This window comes from Cellulosimicrobium sp. Marseille-Q8652, from assembly GCF_965112045.1.
Genome location: NZ_CBCOPS010000002.1, coordinates 945,810 through 964,254, shown reverse-complemented (window position 1 = coordinate 964,254; position 18,445 = coordinate 945,810). Strand labels below are relative to the sequence as shown.

At 75.1% G+C, this 18,445-nt stretch carries 17 protein-coding genes; 9 read left to right on the top strand and 8 right to left on the bottom strand.

What is annotated here, in order from left to right; translation table 11 throughout:
* Positions 1 to 16 precede the first annotated feature (16 nt).
* From ACWPWV_RS14140 to ACWPWV_RS14125, 4 genes are read right to left on the bottom strand one after another with little or no spacing between them, the layout of a single operon-like run.
* Positions 17 to 226: a hypothetical protein gene (locus tag ACWPWV_RS14140; RefSeq protein ID WP_454043593.1), complete on the bottom strand. Its 210-nt coding sequence runs from the start codon at positions 224 to 226 to the stop codon at positions 17 to 19.
* Entirely contained in the window at positions 223 to 1,410 is a 1,188-nt protein-coding gene (locus tag ACWPWV_RS14135; RefSeq protein WP_454043592.1) for a quinone-dependent dihydroorotate dehydrogenase, read from the bottom strand. Before ACWPWV_RS14135 ends, ACWPWV_RS14140 begins: the two co-directional genes overlap by 4 nt.
* Entirely contained in the window at positions 1,407 to 1,910 is a 504-nt protein-coding gene (locus ACWPWV_RS14130; protein WP_454043591.1) for a hypothetical protein, read from the bottom strand. The genes ACWPWV_RS14135 and ACWPWV_RS14130 overlap by 4 nt, the downstream gene beginning before the upstream one ends.
* A gap of 13 nt (positions 1,911 to 1,923) precedes the next feature.
* Positions 1,924 to 2,280 (bottom strand): hypothetical protein, encoded by a 357-nt coding sequence (locus tag ACWPWV_RS14125; RefSeq protein WP_454043590.1) that lies wholly within the window; start codon positions 2,278 to 2,280, stop codon positions 1,924 to 1,926.
* A 69-nt stretch (positions 2,281 to 2,349) separates the two neighbouring features.
* Between ACWPWV_RS14125 and ACWPWV_RS14120 the strand changes: the two genes are divergently transcribed.
* A complete protein-coding gene (locus tag ACWPWV_RS14120) occupies positions 2,350 to 3,855 on the top strand; it encodes a leucyl aminopeptidase (RefSeq protein ID WP_454043589.1) in 1,506 nt (501 codons plus the stop codon).
* 22 nt (positions 3,856 to 3,877) lie between these two features.
* Here the strand turns inward: ACWPWV_RS14120 and ACWPWV_RS14115 are convergent, their stop codons facing one another.
* Positions 3,878 to 4,222 (bottom strand): oxidoreductase, encoded by a 345-nt coding sequence (locus ACWPWV_RS14115; RefSeq protein WP_454043588.1) that lies wholly within the window; start codon positions 4,220 to 4,222, stop codon positions 3,878 to 3,880.
* A 258-nt stretch (positions 4,223 to 4,480) separates the two neighbouring features.
* Between ACWPWV_RS14115 and lpdA the strand changes: the two genes are divergently transcribed.
* The 3 genes from lpdA (at position 4,481) to ACWPWV_RS14100 (ending at position 8,760) form a co-directional block, all read left to right on the top strand.
* The gene (gene lpdA / locus ACWPWV_RS14110) at positions 4,481 to 5,863 is read left to right on the top strand and encodes a dihydrolipoyl dehydrogenase (RefSeq protein ID WP_454043587.1); all 1,383 of its coding nucleotides are present in this window, start codon (positions 4,481 to 4,483) and stop codon (positions 5,861 to 5,863) included.
* Between the two features lie 31 nt (positions 5,864 to 5,894).
* Entirely contained in the window at positions 5,895 to 7,748 is a 1,854-nt protein-coding gene (gene sucB / locus ACWPWV_RS14105) for a 2-oxoglutarate dehydrogenase, E2 component, dihydrolipoamide succinyltransferase (protein WP_454043586.1), read from the top strand.
* 121 nt (positions 7,749 to 7,869) lie between these two features.
* Positions 7,870 to 8,760, top strand: coding sequence for a TIGR01777 family oxidoreductase (locus ACWPWV_RS14100; RefSeq protein WP_454043585.1), 891 nt, complete (start codon positions 7,870 to 7,872; stop codon positions 8,758 to 8,760).
* Positions 8,761 to 8,785: 25 nt separating this feature from the next.
* Here the strand turns inward: ACWPWV_RS14100 and ACWPWV_RS14095 are convergent, their stop codons facing one another.
* A complete protein-coding gene (locus tag ACWPWV_RS14095) occupies positions 8,786 to 10,228 on the bottom strand; it encodes a hypothetical protein (RefSeq protein ID WP_454043584.1) in 1,443 nt (480 codons plus the stop codon).
* 79 nt (positions 10,229 to 10,307) lie between these two features.
* Complete coding sequence (locus tag ACWPWV_RS14090; RefSeq protein ID WP_454043583.1) at positions 10,308 to 11,348, bottom strand: Gfo/Idh/MocA family protein; 1,041 nt, start codon at positions 11,346 to 11,348, stop codon at positions 10,308 to 10,310.
* A gap of 206 nt (positions 11,349 to 11,554) precedes the next feature.
* Between ACWPWV_RS14090 and ACWPWV_RS14085 the strand changes: the two genes are divergently transcribed.
* A complete protein-coding gene (locus tag ACWPWV_RS14085) occupies positions 11,555 to 12,271 on the top strand; it encodes an HNH endonuclease family protein (RefSeq protein ID WP_454043582.1) in 717 nt (238 codons plus the stop codon).
* A gap of 9 nt (positions 12,272 to 12,280) precedes the next feature.
* On the opposite strand, the gene ACWPWV_RS14080 is transcribed toward ACWPWV_RS14085, so the two are convergent.
* Positions 12,281 to 14,677: an MMPL family transporter gene (locus tag ACWPWV_RS14080; protein WP_454043581.1), complete on the bottom strand. Its 2,397-nt coding sequence runs from the start codon at positions 14,675 to 14,677 to the stop codon at positions 12,281 to 12,283.
* 37 nt (positions 14,678 to 14,714) lie between these two features.
* On the opposite strand from ACWPWV_RS14080, the gene ACWPWV_RS14075 reads away from it, so the two are divergent.
* The 4 genes from ACWPWV_RS14075 to lipA all read left to right on the top strand — a co-directional run bounded on the left by ACWPWV_RS14075 (position 14,715) and on the right by lipA (position 18,438).
* Positions 14,715 to 15,245 (top strand): MarR family winged helix-turn-helix transcriptional regulator, encoded by a 531-nt coding sequence (locus tag ACWPWV_RS14075; RefSeq protein ID WP_454043580.1) that lies wholly within the window; start codon positions 14,715 to 14,717, stop codon positions 15,243 to 15,245.
* Between the two features lie 9 nt (positions 15,246 to 15,254).
* Positions 15,255 to 15,980, top strand: coding sequence for a lipoyl(octanoyl) transferase LipB (gene lipB / locus ACWPWV_RS14070; RefSeq protein ID WP_454043579.1), 726 nt, complete (start codon positions 15,255 to 15,257; stop codon positions 15,978 to 15,980).
* Positions 15,981 to 16,105: 125 nt separating this feature from the next.
* Positions 16,106 to 17,320 carry an MFS transporter gene (locus tag ACWPWV_RS14065; protein ID WP_454043578.1) on the top strand — a complete coding sequence of 405 codons (1,215 nt, stop codon included), beginning with the start codon at positions 16,106 to 16,108 and terminating at the stop codon, positions 17,318 to 17,320.
* Positions 17,321 to 17,427: 107 nt separating this feature from the next.
* Entirely contained in the window at positions 17,428 to 18,438 is a 1,011-nt protein-coding gene (gene lipA, locus ACWPWV_RS14060) for a lipoyl synthase (protein WP_454043577.1), read from the top strand.
* Positions 18,439 to 18,445: the final 7 nt, after the last annotated feature.

The following is an 18,445-nucleotide window of genomic DNA, read 5'->3' as shown; positions in this document are numbered from 1 at the left end:
GGGGACGCGGCCGCGGTCAGCCGGCCCGGAGCTCCACGGGCGCCGTCGCCTGGGCGCCGTCGTGCAGGAGGCGCGCGACGACCGCACCGCCAGCGGCGAGCGAGCGCCACGTCTCGCCGAGCCACTGCTCGGCGTCGAACTGCGTCGTGAAGACCGGGCTCACCGGGGAGCCCAGCGGACGCCCGTCGGCGTCGTCGAGCTCCCAGACCCACTGCGGCCGGATCATCGTGCCCCCTCCGTGTCCGTGCTGCTCGTCGTGCCGTCCGCCGTGGCCGAGGCCGTCGCTGTGCTCGTCCGCATGTCCGTCGACGTGCCCGTCGACGTGCCCCGCACGTTCGCGCCCGGCTCGGGGTGGCGCACGAGCGAACGGTTGATGCGCGCCGCCCAGAACGGCCCCTGGTAGAGGAAGCCCGTGTACCCCTGGACGAGGTCGGCGCCCGCGTGCAGGTAGTCGCGCGCGTCGTGCGGGGTCGTGACGCCACCCACCCCGATGATCGCGCGCCGGTCGCCGAGCCGCTCGCGCAGCCGCGCCACCACCGCTCGTCCGCGGGCGAGCACCGGCGGGCCGGACAGGCCGCCCGGTCCGCGGTCGTGACCGATCGTCGTGTTCACGGCCACGACGCCGTCGAGGTCCAGCTCCTCGACGAGGTCCGCGACCGCGTCGACGTCCTCGTCGGCCAGGTCGGGGGCGATCTTCACGAGGAGCGGCACCCGGCCGACGCCCGCGGCCGCGGTCGAGGAGTCGGCGGCCTCGCGCACGGCGACGAGGATCGGGCGCAGCGACTCGACCTCCTGCAGGTCGCGCAGCCCGGGCGTGTTCGGCGACGACACGTTGACGACCAGGTAGTCGGCGAACGGCGCGAGCAGGCTCGCGCTCGTCGCGTAGTCCCCCGGCGCCTCCGCGGCGGGCGTGACCTTCGACTTGCCGATGTTCGCACCCACGAGCACCGCCCGGCCGGCGGGCGTGGAGCGCAGGTCCTCGAGACGACGGGCCGCCGCGGCCGCGCCCTCGTTGTTGAAGCCCATCCGGTTGCGCACGCCGCGCACGTCGAGCTCGCGCCACAGGCGCGGCTTCTCGTTGCCCGGCTGGGCGTGCGCGGTCACGGTCCCGATCTCGACGAACGCGAACCCCAGCATCGTCAGCCCGCGCACCGCCCGCGCGTTCTTGTCGAACCCGCCCGCGAGCCCGAACGGCGCCGGGAACACCGTGCCCAGCACCTCGACGCTCCCGCGCCCCCCGGCGCGGCGTCCCAGGTACGGCGCGAGCGCGCCCTGCACGACGTCGCGCAGCACCGGCACGCGGCCCGCGGCGGAGATGAGGGTGAACGCGACCTCGTGGGCCCGCTCGGGGTCCATGCGCGTGAACACGGTGTCGAACAGCAGCGAGTACAGGACCGGGCGGCGGCTCATGCGAGGTCCTCCGAGGTGTCGTTTGCGGACGGGCGGGAGGTCCCGCTCGCGGGAGGGACATCGTGGGGCCGGCTTGCGGGCGGGTCGTCGGGGTGCTCGTGCGGCACGGCGCGCGTGCGCCACAACCACCACAGACCGACGAACGGCAGGACGAGCGGCACGTAGCCGTAGCCCTGCCCGAAGCCGGACCACACCGTGGCGCGCGGGAACGCTGCGGGGTCGAGGAGCGAGAGCGTGCCGACGGCGAGCACGCCGACGAGCTCGACGCCCACCGCGCACCACGCGACCCGCCGCGCCACCGGACCGCCGCGCGCGAGGGCGACGGTGGCGACGACGTACACGAGCGCGGCGAACGCCGACAGGCCGTACGCGAGGGGCGCCTCGTGCCAGTCGCGCAGCAGCTGCACGGCCGCGCGGGCCGTGGCGGCGACGGCGAAGACGCCGTAGACCACGACCAGGACGCGGCCGAACCCGCTGCCGGTCGAGCGGGGTGCGCTCATCGAGACCTCCGGGTCACGTGTTCCAGATCTGCCAGACCCGCCACTCGAGGAAGGCCACGGTGAGCGCGGCGACCGCGAGCACCACGGAGCTCCAGCGCGTGCGCTCCGCGAACGCCCACAGCGCGGCGACCGGCAGGACGAACAGCGCGGTCACGAGGTAGCCCCACAGCAGCACCGGGTCGGTCGGGGCGGTCCCGGTGGCACCGAGGACCCCGAGGACGACGCACTGGACGAGGATCAGGCCCTCGACGACGGCGGCGCCCCAGAGCTGGCGCAGGACCACGGCACGGTCGCGCACGACGTAGACGGTCGCCCAGCCCGCGAGCGCCACGCACGCCGCGACGACGACGAGCACGAGGGGAAGGACCACGCCGCCGAGCGTACCGGCGCCAGGCCGCCCGGGCGGAATCCCCCCGGTCGCGGGGTTAGCATCGCCGGTGTGGCTGAACTGACCGTCTCCAGCAAGAATCCCGCCGGTGCCAAGGTCGACGTGCTCGTCGTCGGCACCCACACGTCGTCGGACGGCGTCGCGATCGTCGGGGGCGACCTGCCCCGCACGGTCGTCGGCGGCCTCGAGGACCTCGCTCCCGCGCTCGGCATCACCGGTGCCGCCGACGAGGTGCGCAAGGTCCCCGCCGGGGCCGAGCTCGCCGCCGACGTCCTCGTGCTGGTCGGGCTCGGCGCCCGCCGCGCCGACGGCACGTTCGACGCCGAGGCGCTGCGCCGCGCCGCCGGTGCCGCGGTGCGGGCGCTCGCCGGCACGGAGTCCGTGGCGATCGCGCTGCCCGTGGAGGACGACGCCGACGTCGCGGCCGTCGCGGAGGGCGCGCTGCTCGGTGCGTACGCCTTCGCGCGGTACCGCACGGGCGAGGCCGCGAGCGCACCGTCCGCGCAGCCCGTGGCGAGGATCGAGGTGCTGGCGGGGAACGCCCGCAGCGCCGCCGTGCGGACCGCCGTCGAGCGTGCGCGCGTCGTCGCCGACGCCGTCAACGCCACGCGCGACCTCGTCAACGCGGCACCGAACGACCTCTACCCCGAGGCCTTCGCCGACGCGGCCAAGCAGGCCGTGAAGGGATCCGGGGCCAAGGGGCTGAAGGTCACGGTCCTCGACGACAAGGCGCTCGCCGCCGGTGGGTACGGCGGCCTCGTGGGCGTCGGCCAGGGATCGACGCGCGGACCGCGCCTGGTCAAGGTGTCGTACTCCCCCTCGCGCCCGGCCGCCAAGGTCGCGCTCGTCGGCAAGGGCATCACGTTCGACTCGGGCGGCATCTCCATCAAGCCCGCGAAGGGCATGGAGGCCATGAAGTCCGACATGGCGGGTGCCGCCGCCGTCCTCAGCACGGTCGTCGCCGCGGCCCGCCTGGGCCTGCCCGTCGCCGTGACCGGCTGGCTCTGTCTCGCGGAGAACATGCCGTCGGGCGCGGCGCAGCGGCCGTCCGACGTCATCACGATCCGTGGCGGCAAGACGGTCGAGGTCCTCAACACCGACGCGGAGGGCCGCCTCGTCATGGCCGACGGCCTCGTCGCGGCCGTCGAGGAGAAGCCGGACGTCGTGCTCGACGTCGCGACGCTCACCGGCGCGCAGATGGTCGCGCTCGGCAACCGCGTGTCCGCCGTGATGGGGACCGACGCCGTGCGGTCCGAGGTCGTCGCGGCCGCGGGCGCCGCGGGCGAGCAGTTCTGGCCGATGCCGCTGCCCGAGGAGCTCGGGGCCTCCCTGAAGTCGAAGGTCGCCGACCTCGCGAACATCGGCGACCGGTTCGGGGGCATGCTCGTCGCGGGCCTGTTCCTCCAGGAGTTCGTCGGCAAGACGCCGTGGGCGCACCTCGACATCGCGGGACCCGCGTTCAACGAGGGCTCCGCGCACGGCTACACGCCCGTCGGCGGGACCGGCGTCGCGGTACGCACGCTGCTCTCGCTCGTCGAGGGCCGCGCAGCACGCTGAGGCCCGGGGACTCGCGCCGGCGTCAGCGCCGACGCTGGCGCGAGTTCCAGTCCCGCATGCGCTGCGGGTACCCCGTGAACCGCACGTTGTAGACGGGGACGCCGAGCGAGCCCGCCACGTCGAACGCCGTCCGCTCGTCCGGGACGCGCCGGCGCGTCCACTCCCCCGTCGTCGCGATGAGCAGGAGCGTGGCGCCCGTGTCCTGCGTCGGGGGCTCGACGTACGCCTCGACGCCGACGCGCGTGCGGACGAAGTCCTGCAGGTGCGCGAGGGTCGCCCTGCGGGCGTCCGAGGAGGCTGCCGGGGACGAGGCCGCGGCCGAGCTCGTGGTCGGACGACGGGAGAACAGTCGTGAGAGCCGGGACACACCGGCAGGGTACAGCGCGGTGCTGGAGGGTTCCCCGGGTGCGCGCCGGGCGACGCCGACGGCGGGCCCGCCCCCGGGTCCTGTCTCCATCGTCACAGCCGTCGGGGCCGCCCTCGATTGGGGGCGCGGTGCCCGAGGTGCCAAGATGGCTCCGGAGAACGTTCACGTACCGTGGGCCGGGACCCACCGGTCCCGTCGGCCCGTCGTCGTGCCGTGGACGTCCGACACCGCTCTCCCCTCGCTGAAGGAGTCGCACACGTGGCCGAACCCGGCACACCATTCGACGTCGTCGTCCTGGGCGGAGGCAGCGCCGGCTACGCCACCGCGCTGCGGGCCGCCCAGCTCGGCCTCGACGTCGCGCTCGTCGAGTCGGGCAAGCTGGGCGGGACGTGCCTGCACAACGGCTGCATCCCCACCAAGGCCCTGCTGCACGCGGCAGAGCTGGCCGACGGCGCCCGCGAGGGTTCACGCTTCGGCATCCGCAGCACGTTCGACGGCGTCGACATGGGCGGGGTGAACGACTACAAGGACGGTGTCGTCGCGGGCCTCTACAAGGGCCTGCAGGGACTCGTCGCGTCGCGCGGCATCACGTACGTCGAGGGCCACGGTCGCCTGGTCGGGCCGGACACCGTCGAGGTCGACGGCACGCGCTACACCGGTCGCCACGTCGTCCTCGCCACCGGCTCGTACTCCCGCACGCTGCCCGGCCTCGAGATCGGTGGCCGCGTCATCACCTCGGACCAGGCGCTCGGGCTCGACCGTGTGCCGTCGTCGGTGGTCGTGCTCGGCGGCGGCGTCATCGGCGTCGAGTTCGCGAGCGTCTGGCGCTCCTTCGGCGCCGAGGTGCAGATCGTCGAGGCGCTGCCCCACCTCGTCCCGAACGAGGACGTGGCGCTGTCCAAGTCCCTCGAGCGCGCGTTCCGCAAGCGCGGCATCGCGTTCTCGCTCGGCGACCGGTTCGCGGGCGTCAAGGAGACCGACTCGGGGGTCACCGTCACGCTCGAGTCCGGGAAGACCTTCGACGCCGAGCTGCTGCTGGTGGCCGTCGGCCGCGGGCCTCGCACGGCCGACCTCGGCTACGAGGAGCAGGGCGTCAGGCTCGACCGCGGCTTCGTCGTCGTCGACGAGCGCCTGCACACCGGGGTCGGCAACGTCTGGGCCGCGGGCGACATCGTCCCCGGCCTGCAGCTCGCCCACCGCGGTTTCGCGCAGGGCATCTTCCTGGCCGAGCAGATCGCCGGCCTGGAGCCGACGCCGATCGTCGAGTCGTCCATCCCGCGCGTCACCTACTGCGAGCCCGAGGTCGCGTCCGTCGGGCTCACCGAGGCCGACGCGCGCGAGACCTACGGGTCCGACGCCGTCGAGGCCCTCGAGTACAACCTCGCGGGCAACGGCAAGAGCAAGATCCTCGGGACGAGCGGCTTCGTGAAGCTCGTCCGTCGCAAGGACGGGCCCGTCGTCGGCGTGCACATGATCGGTGCGCGCGTCGGCGAGCTCGTCGGCGAGGGGCAGCTCATCGTGGGCTGGGAGGCGTACCCCGAGGACGTCGCCACCCTGGTCCACGCCCATCCCACCCAGAACGAGGCACTCGGAGAGGCGCACCTGGCACTTGCCGGCAAGCCTCTGCACGCCCACAACTGACCCCCAACGATCGAAGGAGACCAGGCAGGTCATGTCTGAGAACGTGCAGATGCCGGCACTCGGCGAGTCCGTCACCGAGGGCACCGTCACCCGTTGGCTCAAGTCCGTCGGCGACACCGTCGAGGTCGACGAGCCCTTGCTCGAGGTGTCCACCGACAAGGTCGACACCGAGATCCCCTCCCCCGTCGCGGGCGTCCTCGAGCAGATCCTCGTCCAGGAGGACGAGACCGTCGAGGTCGGCGCGAACCTGGCCGTCATCGGTTCCGGCGAGGGCGGCGGCTCGGCCGCGCCCGCGCAGGCCGAGGAGCCGGCGGCCGAGGAGAAGCCGGCCGAGGAGCCGGCCCCGCAGGCCGAGGACCCCGCTCCCGCCGCGCAGGAGGCCCCGGCGCAGGAGGCGCCCGCGCAGTCCGCTGAGCCTGCTCCCGCGGGCGGTTCGGGCGGTGAGGAGATCAAGCTCCCGGCGCTCGGCGAGTCCGTCACCGAGGGCACCGTCACGCGCTGGCTCAAGTCCGTCGGCGACAGCGTCGAGGTCGACGAGCCGCTGCTCGAGGTCTCGACCGACAAGGTCGACACCGAGGTCCCGTCGCCCGTCGCGGGCACCGTCCAGCAGATCCTCGTCCAGGAGGACGAGACGGTCGAGGTCGGCGCGGTCCTCGCGATCGTCGGCTCGGGCGCGGCCCCGGCCGCGGCGCAGGAGGCACCTCAGCAGGAGGCGTCCCCGCAGGAGGCCCCTCAGCAGGAGGCGCAGCCGCAGGAGACGCCGAAGCACGAGGAGCAGTCGGCGCAGAGCCCGGTCGAGGCGCAGACCCCGGCGAGCGAGGCGGACGTCCCCGCGCAGGCGGCCCAGGAGGAGGCGCCCGCCACGAGCGCTCCGTCCGAGCCGGCGAGGCCCGCGCAGGAGGCACCTTCCGCACCGGGTGCGACCCCGGCGCCGGCGGCGAAGGCCGGCGGCACCTACCTCACGCCGCTCGTGCGCAAGCTCGCGGCCGACAAGGGCGTGGACCTGTCGACCGTGACCGGCACCGGTGTCGGAGGCCGTGTCCGCAAGGAGGACGTCCTCGAGGCGGCGCGCAAGGCCGAGGAGGCCAAGGCCTCGGCGGCGGCACCGGCCGCCGCGGAGAAGGCGCCCTCGGCACCGAAGAAGCCGTCCGTCCCCGCCGTGTCGCCGCTGCGCGGCACCACGGAGAAGACGAGCCGGCTGCGCAAGCTCGTCGCGAGCCGCATGGTCGAGGCGCTCAGCACCCAGGCGCAGCTCACGACCGCGGTCGAGGTCGACGTGACCCGCGTCGCCGCGCTGCGCAACCGTGCGAAGGCGGACTTCAAGGCGCGCGAGGGCGCGAACCTCACGTTCCTGCCGTTCTTCACGCTCGCCGCGGTCGAGGCGCTCAAGGCGTACCCGAAGATCAACGCCACCTTCGCCGAGGACGAGATCACGTACCACGGCCAGGAGAACGTGGGCATCGCGGTCGACACCGAGCGTGGTCTCGTGGTCCCGGTGATCAAGGACGCGGGCGACCTCAACCTCGCCGGCATCGCGCGCAAGATCGCCGACCTCGGCGCTCGCACCCGGGCCAACAAGGTCGGGCCCGACGAGCTCGCGGGCGGGACGTTCACCATCACCAACACCGGATCGGGCGGCGCCGTCTTCGACACGCCGATCGTCCCGGTCGGGCAGGTCGCGATCCTCGGCACGGGCACCATCACGAAGCGCCCGGCCGTGGTGACGGACGCGGACGGGAACGACACGATCGGCATCCGCTCGACGTGCTTCATCTTCCTGTCGTACGACCACCGCCTGGTCGACGGCGCCGACGCCGCGCGCTTCCTCACCTCGATCAAGAACCGGATCGAGGAGGGCGCGTTCGAGTCCGAGGTCGGTCTCTGACCGGCACGCTCGTGCGCTGACGCCGCATCCCGCCGAGGGCCTCCGACCGCACCGGTCGGGGGCCCTCGGCGCGTGGGGCGCGCCGCTGCGCGCGAGCGGCCACGCCCCGTACCGTGGACCCATGGACATCGTGGTGGCCGGCTCGCACGGTCTCATCGGCGGCGAGCTGCTCGAACGGCTGCGCGAGGACGGCCACCACGTGCGCCGGCTCGTGCGGCGCCCCCCGCAGACGAGCGACGAGCGCCAGTGGGACCCGGACGCGGGGATCCTCGACCCCGCCGCCCTCGAGGGCGCGGACGCGGTCGTCAACCTCGCGGGCGCGGGCATCGCCGACCACCGCTGGACCACGGAGTACAAGCGGACGCTCGTGACGTCCCGCACGCGCACGACGGGCCTGCTCGCCCGGACCCTCGCGGGTCTCGACCGCCCCGTCCCCGTCTGGGTGCAGGGCTCGGCGATCGGCTACTACGGCGACCGCGGTGCGCAGGTCCTCACCGAGACCTCGGCCTCGGGCGACGGCTTCCTCGCGCGGCTCGTGCGCGAGTGGGAGGCGGCGACGGCGCCCGCAGAGGACGCCGGGGTCCGCGTCGTGCACGCGCGCACGGGGATCGTCCTGTCCCCGGAGGGCGGTGCGCTGGGCCGCCTCCTGCCGCTCCTGAGGCTCGGGGTGGGGGGACGCCTCGGCTCGGGTCGGCAGTACTGGAGCTGGATCACCCTGCGCGACGAGGTCGCCGCCCTGCGCCACCTGCTCACCGCACCCGTGCACGGCCCGGTGAACCTGTGCGCGCCGCTGCCCGCGACCAACGCCGAGATCACGGCGTCCCTCGCGCGCGCGCTGCACCGTCCGGCGGTCGTGGCGGTGCCCTCGTTCGCGCTGAAGATCGCCCTCGGCGAGCTCGCGTCCGACATCCTCGGCTCCCAGCGGGCGCTGCCGACCGTGCTGGAGGCGAGCGGGTTCCGGTTCGCCGATCCCGGTCTCGACGCCGCAGCACGGTCGGTCGTCGAGGGCTGAGCCGCACCGCCCAGAGCCGCCCCGCTCAGAGGCGCACCTCGGCGACCCGCCAGCCCTGGGCCGTCCAGCGCAGGACGAGGGCGACGGTCGCGCGCGGCGTCGCGGCGACCTGGACCTCGCCGTCCGGCGTGCGCTGACGGTGCGCGCCCACCGCGTAGTCGACCTCGACGTGCGCCTCGTCCGGCGGCCGCGACGTCGGCCCCGGCGTCGGGGACGGGGAGGCTCGCGAGACGGCGTGGCGCGCGTCGAACACCTCCACCTCCGCGTCGAGCACGACAGTGTCCTCGAGCTCGGCCAGGAGCCCCTGCTCGCTCGTCTCCGCGGGCGACCCCGGGACGACCACCGCCGCGAGGTCGCCGCCGCCCCCGGTGACGAGCGCCAGGTGCCGGACCGTCAGCTCGCGCGCGGCCCCGAGCGGGTCGCCCCGGTCGGTGGTGGGGTCGCTCACCGCGCCCGTCGCGGCACTGCGCCCTTCCTGCCCCCCGACCTCCGGCGTCCCGGTGACCTGGAGCAGGACGGCGACGAGCACGGCGCAGCCCGCGAGGACGCCTGCGGCAGTCAGCACGGACCGCGCCGCCCCGCCGCCCCGCCGCGGCGTCCCCGCCCCGGACCGGGCCCCACGGGACGCCGCCCGGCTCGGCACCGCGGTCTGGCCGCGGGCGCCGGGACCGGCGGAGCGGCGACGACCTCCGAGGGCCGCCGCGACGAGTCGTGCCGGGTCGGGCATCGCGACGGGGCTCGGCTCGACCGCGTCGTAGCAGCGGGCCGCGAACGTCCCTGCGGCAGGACGAGCCGCCGGGTCCTCGCGCAGCGCCACGACGAGCTCGCGGTGCAGCGCGGCCAGCGCCTCGGCCTCCGCCGTGCCCGCAGGAGCCGTCGCGGACGTCGGGTGGCTCGACGCCGGCGGCGGGACCAGCCCGAGCACGAGACGGGCGAGGTCGCGCACGTCGTCGGGCGCCGTGCCGTCGTACGGGACGAGCGGCGGCCGGACCGCCGCGCGGCCGTCCGGGGACACGACGACCGACCGCGCGTCGAGCGCCCCGTGCACCCGGCCCGTCCGGTGCAGCGCCGCGAGCGCCTGGGCGACCGGGACGAGGACGGTCACCGCCTCCCCGGCCTCGAAGGGGCCCCGTGCCGCGGCGAGCTCGTCGAGGCGCAGGCCGTCGACGTGGTCGCGGAGCACGGCGAGCCGGCCGTCCCCCGTCTCGACGACCGCCCGCACGGCGACGAGGTGCTCCTCGCCCGCGGCGAGCCCCTGCAGGTGCTCGACCAGCGCGGCCCGAGCACCGTGCTCGCCCGGGACCGTCACGACGTCGACCGTGCACTCCACGCCGGACGGGTCGCGCGCGAGGAGACCGCCGGGGACGCCCGGCCGGGACCTGGTCCGCCATCCTGCGGCGGCGAGCGACTCGACGACGCGTTCCGAGACGGTCGAGGGCTCGGTGGCGGACGACGGCGCGACGGGCATGGTCCATCTCACCGTGCCCGGGACCACCGGCACCGGTTGTCCACAGGCCGAGCGCACGGCGCTCCGCCCCGTCGACCCGTCACACGTCGATCCGGCGGCCCTCGGCGTCGCTGCGCCGCGCCGCGTCGAGCACCTCCGCGGTCCGGACCGCGTCGCGCGGGTCGACCGGCACCGGGCCGTCCTCGAGGACCCACGACGCCACGGCGCGGTAGAAGTCCGCATGGCCACCGGGGGCCCGCTCCACGGCGGCGCGCTCGCGTCCGTGCGTGAGCCAGCCCTCGGAGCCCGCCGGCGCGGCGTCGTCGAAGACCTCGAACGGGGACGCGTCGTTCTCGAAGGTCGTCACGACGTACGCCCCCGCCGACCCGAGGACCCGGGTGCGCGGACCCGGCGCACCGACGACCGACCCGGCCCAGAGCCGGCTGACGACCGCGTGGCCGGCGGCGTCGGGCGCGTGGTGCAGCACGAGGAAGACGTCGTCCTCGGTCGGGGTCGTCAGGGACCGCAGCTCCGCCCACACCGAGGTCACGGGCCCGAAGAGCTGCGTCGCCGAGTCCACCAGGTGGGGGCCGAGGTCGAGGAGGAGGCCGCCCCCGACGGGGTCGTTCTCCTTCCACCGCTGCTGGGGCACCGGTCGCCACCGCTCCCAGCGGCGCTCGAACGTGTGCACGACCCCGAGCTCGCCCCGGCGGAGCACCTGGCGCAGCGTCAGCTGCTCCGGGTCCCAGCGCCGGTTCTGGAACACGGTGAGGGGCGTCCCGGCTGCCTCCGCGACCTCGACGACGTCCCGTGCCGACGCCGTGTCGAGGGCGAGCGGCTTGTCGACGACCACCGGGAGGCCCCCTCGCGCGAGTGCCGTCGCGTGCTCGGCGTGCAGCGACGTCGGGCTCGCCACGACGACCACGTCGTAGGCGTCGCGGTCGGCCACGAGGGCGTCGAGGTCGTCGTGCAGGTGCACGCCGGGCCAGTCCTCCGACGCGGCCGCGCGCCGCTCGGGCGACCGCACCACGACGGCGGTCACGACGTGGCCCGCCTCCCGCACGAGCCGCGCGTGGATCCCCCGCCCCGCTCCCCCGTACCCGACGATGCCGACCCTGAGCGGACGTGCTGCGCTGACCATGCGACCACAGTAGCGGCGCGGTGCGCGCCGCCCGGGCCGTCCCGTCCGGGCCGCGGGGCCCGCGCTCCGGTGCCCGTGCGGGTCCTCCGGGACGCGGTCGGACCATGCGTCCGGACCTGGCAGAATGTGCGCGTTGGTCCGGATTGGTGTACTGCGTGCGGGTCCTGCGCGCGGGGGTAGAGGATCGGATTCGGGAAGGTCGTCCCTTGAGCACCACGAGCCGTCGGGTTCCTCGACGCATCGCCCTGCGCTACGTGCTCGTCGCGCTGGCCCTCCTCATCGTCCTCGCCAACGTGCTCGGCGAGCGGTCGGCCGCCGTCGACGCGCCGGACGCCGCACCGCGGGACGGCACGGCGCTGGCCGTGCTCGCGGGGCTCGAGGTCAAGGGGCCCGGACCCGACACCGGCTACGCGCGGTCGGAGTTCGGCAGCGCGTGGGTCGACGTCGACGACAACGGGTGCGACACGCGCAACGACGTCCTCGCGCGTGACCTCACGGACCTCACGTTCTCGACGCGCGGCGAACCGTGCGAGGTCCGCACCGGGACCTTCCACGACCCGTACACCGGGGAGACGATCGCGTTCCGCCGCGGCAACGCGACGAGCGCCGCCGTGCAGATCGACCACGTGGTGCCGCTGCTCGACGCCTGGCGCAAGGGCGCTCGCGCCTGGGACGAGGCGACGCGCACGCGCTTCGCGAACGACCCGCTCAACCTCCTGGCCTCGGACGGACCGTCGAACCAGGCGAAGGGCGCGCGCGACGCCTCCGCCTGGCTCCCGCCGAACCACGCGTTCCGCTGCCCGTACGTCGCGCGGCAGATCGCGGTGAAGGCGGAGTACGGGCTGTCGGTCACGCCGTCCGAGGCCGAGGCGATGGAGCGCGTCCTCGCGGACTGCCCCGCCGAGCCCGTCCCCGCGGGGTAGCCCCCGACCTCAGCCCGCGGCGTGCCCCGCCGGCGCTGCCGGGGCAGCGGGCTCCACCGGCTCGTCCCGCTCTCGGGCGCCACCGTCGGTGCGGCCGAGCGCGCTGGGCCACCACGAGCGCCGCCCCACGTCGTGCACGAGCGCCGGGACGAGCAGGCTGCGCACGACGAGCGTGTCCACGAGCACCCCGAACGCCACGATGAAGGCGAGCTGGGCGAGGAACAGCAGCGGGATGATCCCGAGCGCCGCGAAGGTGGCCGCGAGCACCACGCCGGCGGAGGTGATGACGGACCCCGTGACGGCCAGCGCGCGCAGCACGCCGCGCCGGGTCCCGACCTGGAGGCTCTCCTCGCGCACGCGTGTCATGAGGAAGATCGAGTAGTCCACGCCGAGGGCCACGAGGAAGCAGAACGCGTAGAGCGGCACGGCCGGGTCCGCCCCGGGGAAGTCGAGGACGTGGTTGAACACGAGCGCGGCGACACCGAGCGCGGCGCCGAACGACAGCACGTTGGCCGCCATGAGCAGCACGGGCGCCAGGATCGAGCGCAGCAGCAGGATGAGGATGAGCAGGATCACGACGAGCACGACCGGGACGATGATCCGCAGGTCCCGCTGACCGGCGAGCTGCGTGTCGAGCCGCTCGGCGGCCGCGCCGCCGACGACGGCCTCGGGCGAGACGTCGTGCACCGCGTCGCGCAGCGCGGACACCGTCTCGACGGCCTCCTGGCTGTCCGACGGCGCGTCCGTCGTCACGTCGACCCGCACCTGGCCGTCGACCACGAGCGGGTCGCCCTGGGCGGGTGCTCCCGGCGCGGGGGCCGGCTGGTCGGTCACGGGGCTCGCCGAGGCCACACCGTCGGTCGCCTCTGCGGCGTCCACGACGGCCTGCACGTCGGCCTCGGGGGCGACGACGATGGCGGGCTGCGCGGAGACGCCCTCGAAGTGCTCGGTGAGGACCTCCTCGCCGTCGACGGAGTCGACCTGGGTGAGGAAGACCTCCGAGTCCCCGGTGCCGTCGGCGTCCAGGGTCGGGACGAACGCCGCGCACGCGGCGAGCACGACGGCCGTGGCGATCCACACGCGACGGTCGTGGCGCCCGACGAAGCTCGCGACGCGCGACCAGACGCCGTGGCCCTCGACGCTCACGCTGTCCTCGGACGACGCCGCCGGCGCACGGGCCGGGGCCGGGGCGGACTCACGGGCGAGCGGCGAGGAGCCGACGGCGGCACCCGTGCCCGGCGTCGCCACGGCGTCCTGGGGCAGCGCGTGGTCGCCCGCGTACCGCGGCATGCGCGGCCAGAACAGCGCGCGCGAGCGCTGGCCGGCGATGAGCAGCAGCGCGGGCAGCAGCGTGAGCGCCGCGACGAACGCCGCCGCGATCCCGATCGCGGCGACGGGGCCGAGGCTGCGGTTCGAGGCGAGGTCGGACAGCAGGAGGCACAGGAGCCCCGCGATCACCGTGCCCGCGCTCGCGGCGATCGGCTCGACGGAGGCGCGGACGGCACGGCGCAGCGCGGTGACGGTCGAGCGCACGTGCCGCAGCTCCTCCCGGTACCGCGCCACGACGAGCAGCGAGTAGTCGACCGCGGCGCCGACGACGAGGATCGACAGGATGCCCTGCGACTGCCCGTTGAGCGTGAGGACGTCCGCCGCGGCCAGGTGGTAGACGACGAGGCCGGCGAGCGTCAGGGCGAGCACCGCGGTGAGGATGACGAGGAACGGCAGGACGGGCGAGCGGTAGACGATCGCCAGGATGACGAGCACGGCGCCGAGGGCGACGAGGAGCAGGACCGTGTCGATCCCGCCGAACGCGGTGACCAGGTCGGCCACGAAGCCCGCCGGCCCGGTGACGTAGACCTCGAGGTCCGTGCCGGCGAGCCCCCCGTCGGCGGCGTCGGCGGCGGCCAGGTCGCGCAGGGCCCCGACGGCGAGCTCGCTCACGCTGTCCTCGTCGGCGCCCACGCGGTCGGAGGCGACGGCGGCGTCGAGCGAGACCACGACGAGCGCCGCCTCCCCGTCCTCCGACGGCACGACGACCGGGTCCGCCGTGGACACGTCGCCGACGGTGCGCGGCTCGTCGCCCGACGTGCCCTCGAGCTCCGCGTCCGGCACGGCCGCGGCGTACGCCTCGAGCGCGGCGAGATCGTCCGCGGCGAGCGCCGACCCGTCGCCCGTCGAGGCGACGACGAGCGCGGGGAGCGACTCCGTGTCCACGAAGTCGTCCGCGAGCTCGGCGGCCTGCGTGGACTCGGCGCTCGCGGGGAGGAAGGCCGCGGCGTCGTTGGTCTGGACGGTGCTGAGCTTCCCCTGCGCCTGTCCCCCGAGCGCGCCGATGGCCATCCACACACCGATGACTGCGACAATGATCAGCCCGCGGAGGATCCCGCTCGTCCTGTTGCTCAGCATGCTGAGGAATGGTGCCATGTCCGAGGGAGGAATGCACGTGGAGACACCGGCCGTGCGCCGTGCCGCCGGGTCGGACGCCGACCCGGCCTTCGCCGACCCCGCGTCCCCCGACCCCGCGTCCTCCGACCCGGCGGAGTGGCCCACGGGCCGGATCCTGTTCGCCGTCGCCCGCCGCATCGAGCGGTCGTGGAACGCCCACCTCGGGCAGTGGGACCTCAACCACGCCGGCTTCCCCGTCCTCATGCACCTGCTGGGCGGACCCCGCTCGCAGCGGGAGCTCGCCGCCGACTCGGGCGTGACGGAGCAGACGATGAGCCGCATCGTCGCGCGCCTGGAGCGCTCGGGATACGTCACGCGCACGGGCGACCCGCAGGACCGGCGCCGCCGGGTCGTCGCGATCACGGACACCGGTCGTGACGCGGGTCTCACCGCCGCCCGCCGTCGTCCCGCCGAGGACCTCGCGACGCGCGGCCTCGACGACGACCAGGTCGACGCCCTGCGCACGCTCCTGCTCGCGATGCTCGAGACCTTGCCCACAGCGCCCCGCGCACCGGGCGACGACGGCTAGCCTGGCCCGATGGACGTGCTCACCCTGCCGGGCCGGACGGACTACCACGAGGCGTGGGAGCTCCAGCGCTCGGTGCACGACGCCGTCGCCTCCGGTGCGCGCGAGGACACGCTGATCCTCGTGGAGCACCCGGACGTGTACACGGCGGGTCGTCGCACGAACCGCACCGACCGCCCGGACGACGGCACGCCCGTCGTCGACGTCGACCGGGGCGGGAAGATCACGTGGCACGGGCCCGGGCAGCAGGTCGTCTACCCGATCGTCCGGCTCGCGGAGCCGGTCGACGTCGTCGCGTACGTCCGGGCGCTCGAGGACGCCGTCATGGCCGTGTGCGCCGGCCTGGGCCTCGCCACGACGCGCGTCGACGGCCGGAGCGGCGTGTGGTTCCGGGCCGACGCGACCCGGCGTGAGCGCAAGGTCTGCGCGATCGGCGTCCGGGTGGCCCGCGGCGTCACCATGCACGGCCTCGCGCTGAACTGCGACCCGGACCTGGCGCGCTTCGACCGGATCGTGCCGTGCGGCATCGAGGACGCCGACGTGACCTCGCTCACCGCGGAGCTCGGCCGGACGCTCACGCTCGCCGACGTCGCGCCCGTGCTGGTCCCGGCCCTGGAGACCGCGCTCGCCCCGCTCCGCGCCGCCACGGCCGCCGGCACCGCGGGTCCCGCGGACCCGGCCTCGGCCACGGCCACGGCCACGGCCACGATGGGTTCTGCGGCGCTCGCCGCCGGGTAGCGCACTCCCCCGCGTTATCCTGGTGGCTCAGGGACGTCTTGCGCTCCGGAGTACGGGTGGGTCGGCGCGCGACCGGTCGACCCTGGACACCGCATGACACCCTCCTCGCGCGACTGCCGTTCTCCATGCTGACGATCGGCACGCTGCTGCTCGTCACCCAGACGACGGGCTCCGTCGGCCTGGGCGGCCTCGCGTCGGCCGCGACGGCGCTCGGCACCGCCGTCGGCGGGCCCACGCAGGGCGCGGTGGCCGACCGCGTCGGGCAGCGCCGCGTCGTCCTGGTCTGCGCGCCGCTCGCGGGGATCGCCGTCCTCGCGCTGCTCGCCGCGAGCGCGGCGTCGTCCGGCTCGGTCGGCGTCGTGCTCGTCGCTGCGACGCTCGTCGGGGCGTCCGTGCCGCAGGTCGGGCCCCTCGCCCGCGTCCGCTGGTTCGCCCTGACCGACGACGAGCCCCGCAGCCTGTCGGCGGCGATGAGCTACGAGAGCACCGCGGACGAGCTGAGCTTCGTGCTCGGCCCGGCGCTGGTCGGCGTGCTGGCGGCGGTCGGCTCGCCGCGCACGGCGATGCTCGTCGCGGCCGCGCTCGTCGTCGTCGCCGGCACGGCCTTCGCGCTGCACCCGACGGCGCGCACTGGCTCCCGGGGCCGGACGGCACCACGCGACGCCGGACCGGAGCGACCGGGAGCGGCGCGGCCGGGGGCGGAACCCGAGAGCGCCTCGACCGGGCCACGCGCCGCGCTGCGCCTCGTGCGGCGCGAGGCCGTCGCCGTCGTGGGGATGGTCGCCATGGGGCTGGTGTTCGGCGGCACCCAGGCGTCGCTCACCGCCCTGACGCGCGACGTCGGCGCCCCGGACCTGGCCGGGCTCGTGTACGCGGTGATGGGCGTCGGGTCGGCCGTCACGGCGCTCTCGGTCGTCGCGCTGCCCGACCGGTGGTCGCAGGCCGGCCGGTGGACGGCGTTCTCCGGCGGGCTCCTGGTGAGCGCCCTCGCTCTCCTCGGAGCGGCGTCGACCGGCTCGCTGCCCCTCGTGGTCGGGGCGGTCGCGGTCGTCGGGCTGTTCGTCGGCCCCGTCATGGTCACGGTCTTCACCGTCGCCGGACGGCGCGCCCCAGCCGGGCGGACCGCGGCGGCGATGACGCTCGTCGCGAGCGCGAACGTCGTCGGCGTCGCCCTCGGGGCGACGAGCGCGGGCCTGCTCGCGGAGTCCGTCACCACGACCGCGGCCTTCGCCGTCCCCGTCGTCGCGGGGACGCTCCTCCTCGCGTCCGGGATGTCGCTGACGTCACGTCCACGTGCTGGTCGCGGGACGGGAGCGGGTGCAGGGGCTGCCGTACGCTGACCTCAGTCCGGCGTCGTACCGGGCGTCGCGCCCACCGGCGAGGCGCCCTCCTGACCGCTCGCGGTCGGACGCCGGCGCTCACCCGCCACGACGACCGGGAGACACCCGTGACGATCGCACCAGAAGGCCGGCGCATGCTGCGGGTCGAGGCCCGCAACGCCGCGACGCCGATCGAGAAGAAGCCCGAGTGGATCAAGACCCGCGCGACCATGGGCCCCGAGTACTCCGAGCTCAAGGGACTGGTCAAGCGCGAAGGGCTGCACACGGTCTGCGAGGAGGCGGGCTGCCCGAACATCTTCGAGTGCTGGGAGGACCGTGAGGCGACGTTCCTCATCGGTGGCGACCAGTGCACCCGACGCTGCGACTTCTGCCAGATCGACACGGGCAAGCCGGCGGACTTCGACGCCGACGAGCCGCGCCGCGTCGCCGAGTCGGTGCAGGCGATGGGCCTGCGCTACTCGACCATCACGGGCGTGGCCCGGGACGACCTGCCCGACGGCGGCGCCTGGCTCTACGCGGAGACCGTCCGCCAGATCCACGCGCTCAACCCCGGCACCGGCGTCGAGCTGCTCATCCCGGACTTCAACGCGATCCCCGAGCTGCTCGACGAGGTCAACGGCTCGCGGCCCGAGGTCCTGGCCCACAACCTCGAGACCGTGCCGCGCATCTTCAAGCAGATCCGGCCCGGCTTCCGGTACGAGCGCTCGCTCTCCGTGCTCACCCGGGCCCGCGAGGCCGGCCTCGTGACGAAGTCCAACATCATCCTCGGCATGGGCGAGACGATCGCCGAGGCGAAGGACGCCCTGCAGGACCTGCACGACGCGGGGTGCGACCTCGTGACCATCACGCAGTACCTGCGGCCGTCGCTTCGCCACCACCCGGTCGACCGGTGGGTCAGGCCGGAGGAGTTCGTCGAGCTCTCGGACGCGGCCGAGGAGATCGGGTTCCTCGGCGTCATGTCGGGTCCGCTCGTGCGCTCGTCCTACCGTGCGGGCCGCCTGTGGGGTCAGGCGATGACGCGCCGCGGCATGGAGATCCCGGCAGCGCTCGCGCACCTCGCCGAGCCCACCACCTCGCGCCAGGAGGCCGCGAGCCTCCTCGCCCGCGGACCGCACTAGACTGAGG

Excerpts from the sequence above, each read along its gene's own strand:
- ACWPWV_RS14080 (WP_454043581.1), bottom strand. The coding sequence starts at position 14,677 with ATGCTGAGCAACAGGACGAGCGGGATCCTCCGCGGGCTGATCATTGTC.
- ACWPWV_RS14090 (WP_454043583.1), bottom strand. The coding sequence starts at position 11,348 with ATGGTCAGCGCAGCACGTCCGCTCAGGGTCGGCATCGTCGGGTACGGG.
- ACWPWV_RS14135 (WP_454043592.1), bottom strand. The coding sequence starts at position 1,410 with ATGAGCCGCCGCCCGGTCCTGTACTCGCTGCTGTTCGACACCGTGTTC.
- ACWPWV_RS14140 (WP_454043593.1), bottom strand. The coding sequence starts at position 226 with ATGATCCGGCCGCAGTGGGTCTGGGAGCTCGACGACGCCGACGGGCGT.
- ACWPWV_RS14130 (WP_454043591.1), bottom strand. The coding sequence starts at position 1,910 with ATGAGCGCACCCCGCTCGACCGGCAGCGGGTTCGGCCGCGTCCTGGTC.
- ACWPWV_RS14100 (WP_454043585.1), top strand. The coding sequence starts at position 7,870 with ATGGACATCGTGGTGGCCGGCTCGCACGGTCTCATCGGCGGCGAGCTG.
- ACWPWV_RS14095 (WP_454043584.1), bottom strand. The coding sequence starts at position 10,228 with ATGCCCGTCGCGCCGTCGTCCGCCACCGAGCCCTCGACCGTCTCGGAA.
- sucB (WP_454043586.1), top strand. The coding sequence starts at position 5,895 with ATGTCTGAGAACGTGCAGATGCCGGCACTCGGCGAGTCCGTCACCGAG.
- lipB (WP_454043579.1), top strand. The coding sequence starts at position 15,255 with ATGGACGTGCTCACCCTGCCGGGCCGGACGGACTACCACGAGGCGTGG.
- ACWPWV_RS14065 (WP_454043578.1), top strand. The coding sequence starts at position 16,106 with ATGCTGACGATCGGCACGCTGCTGCTCGTCACCCAGACGACGGGCTCC.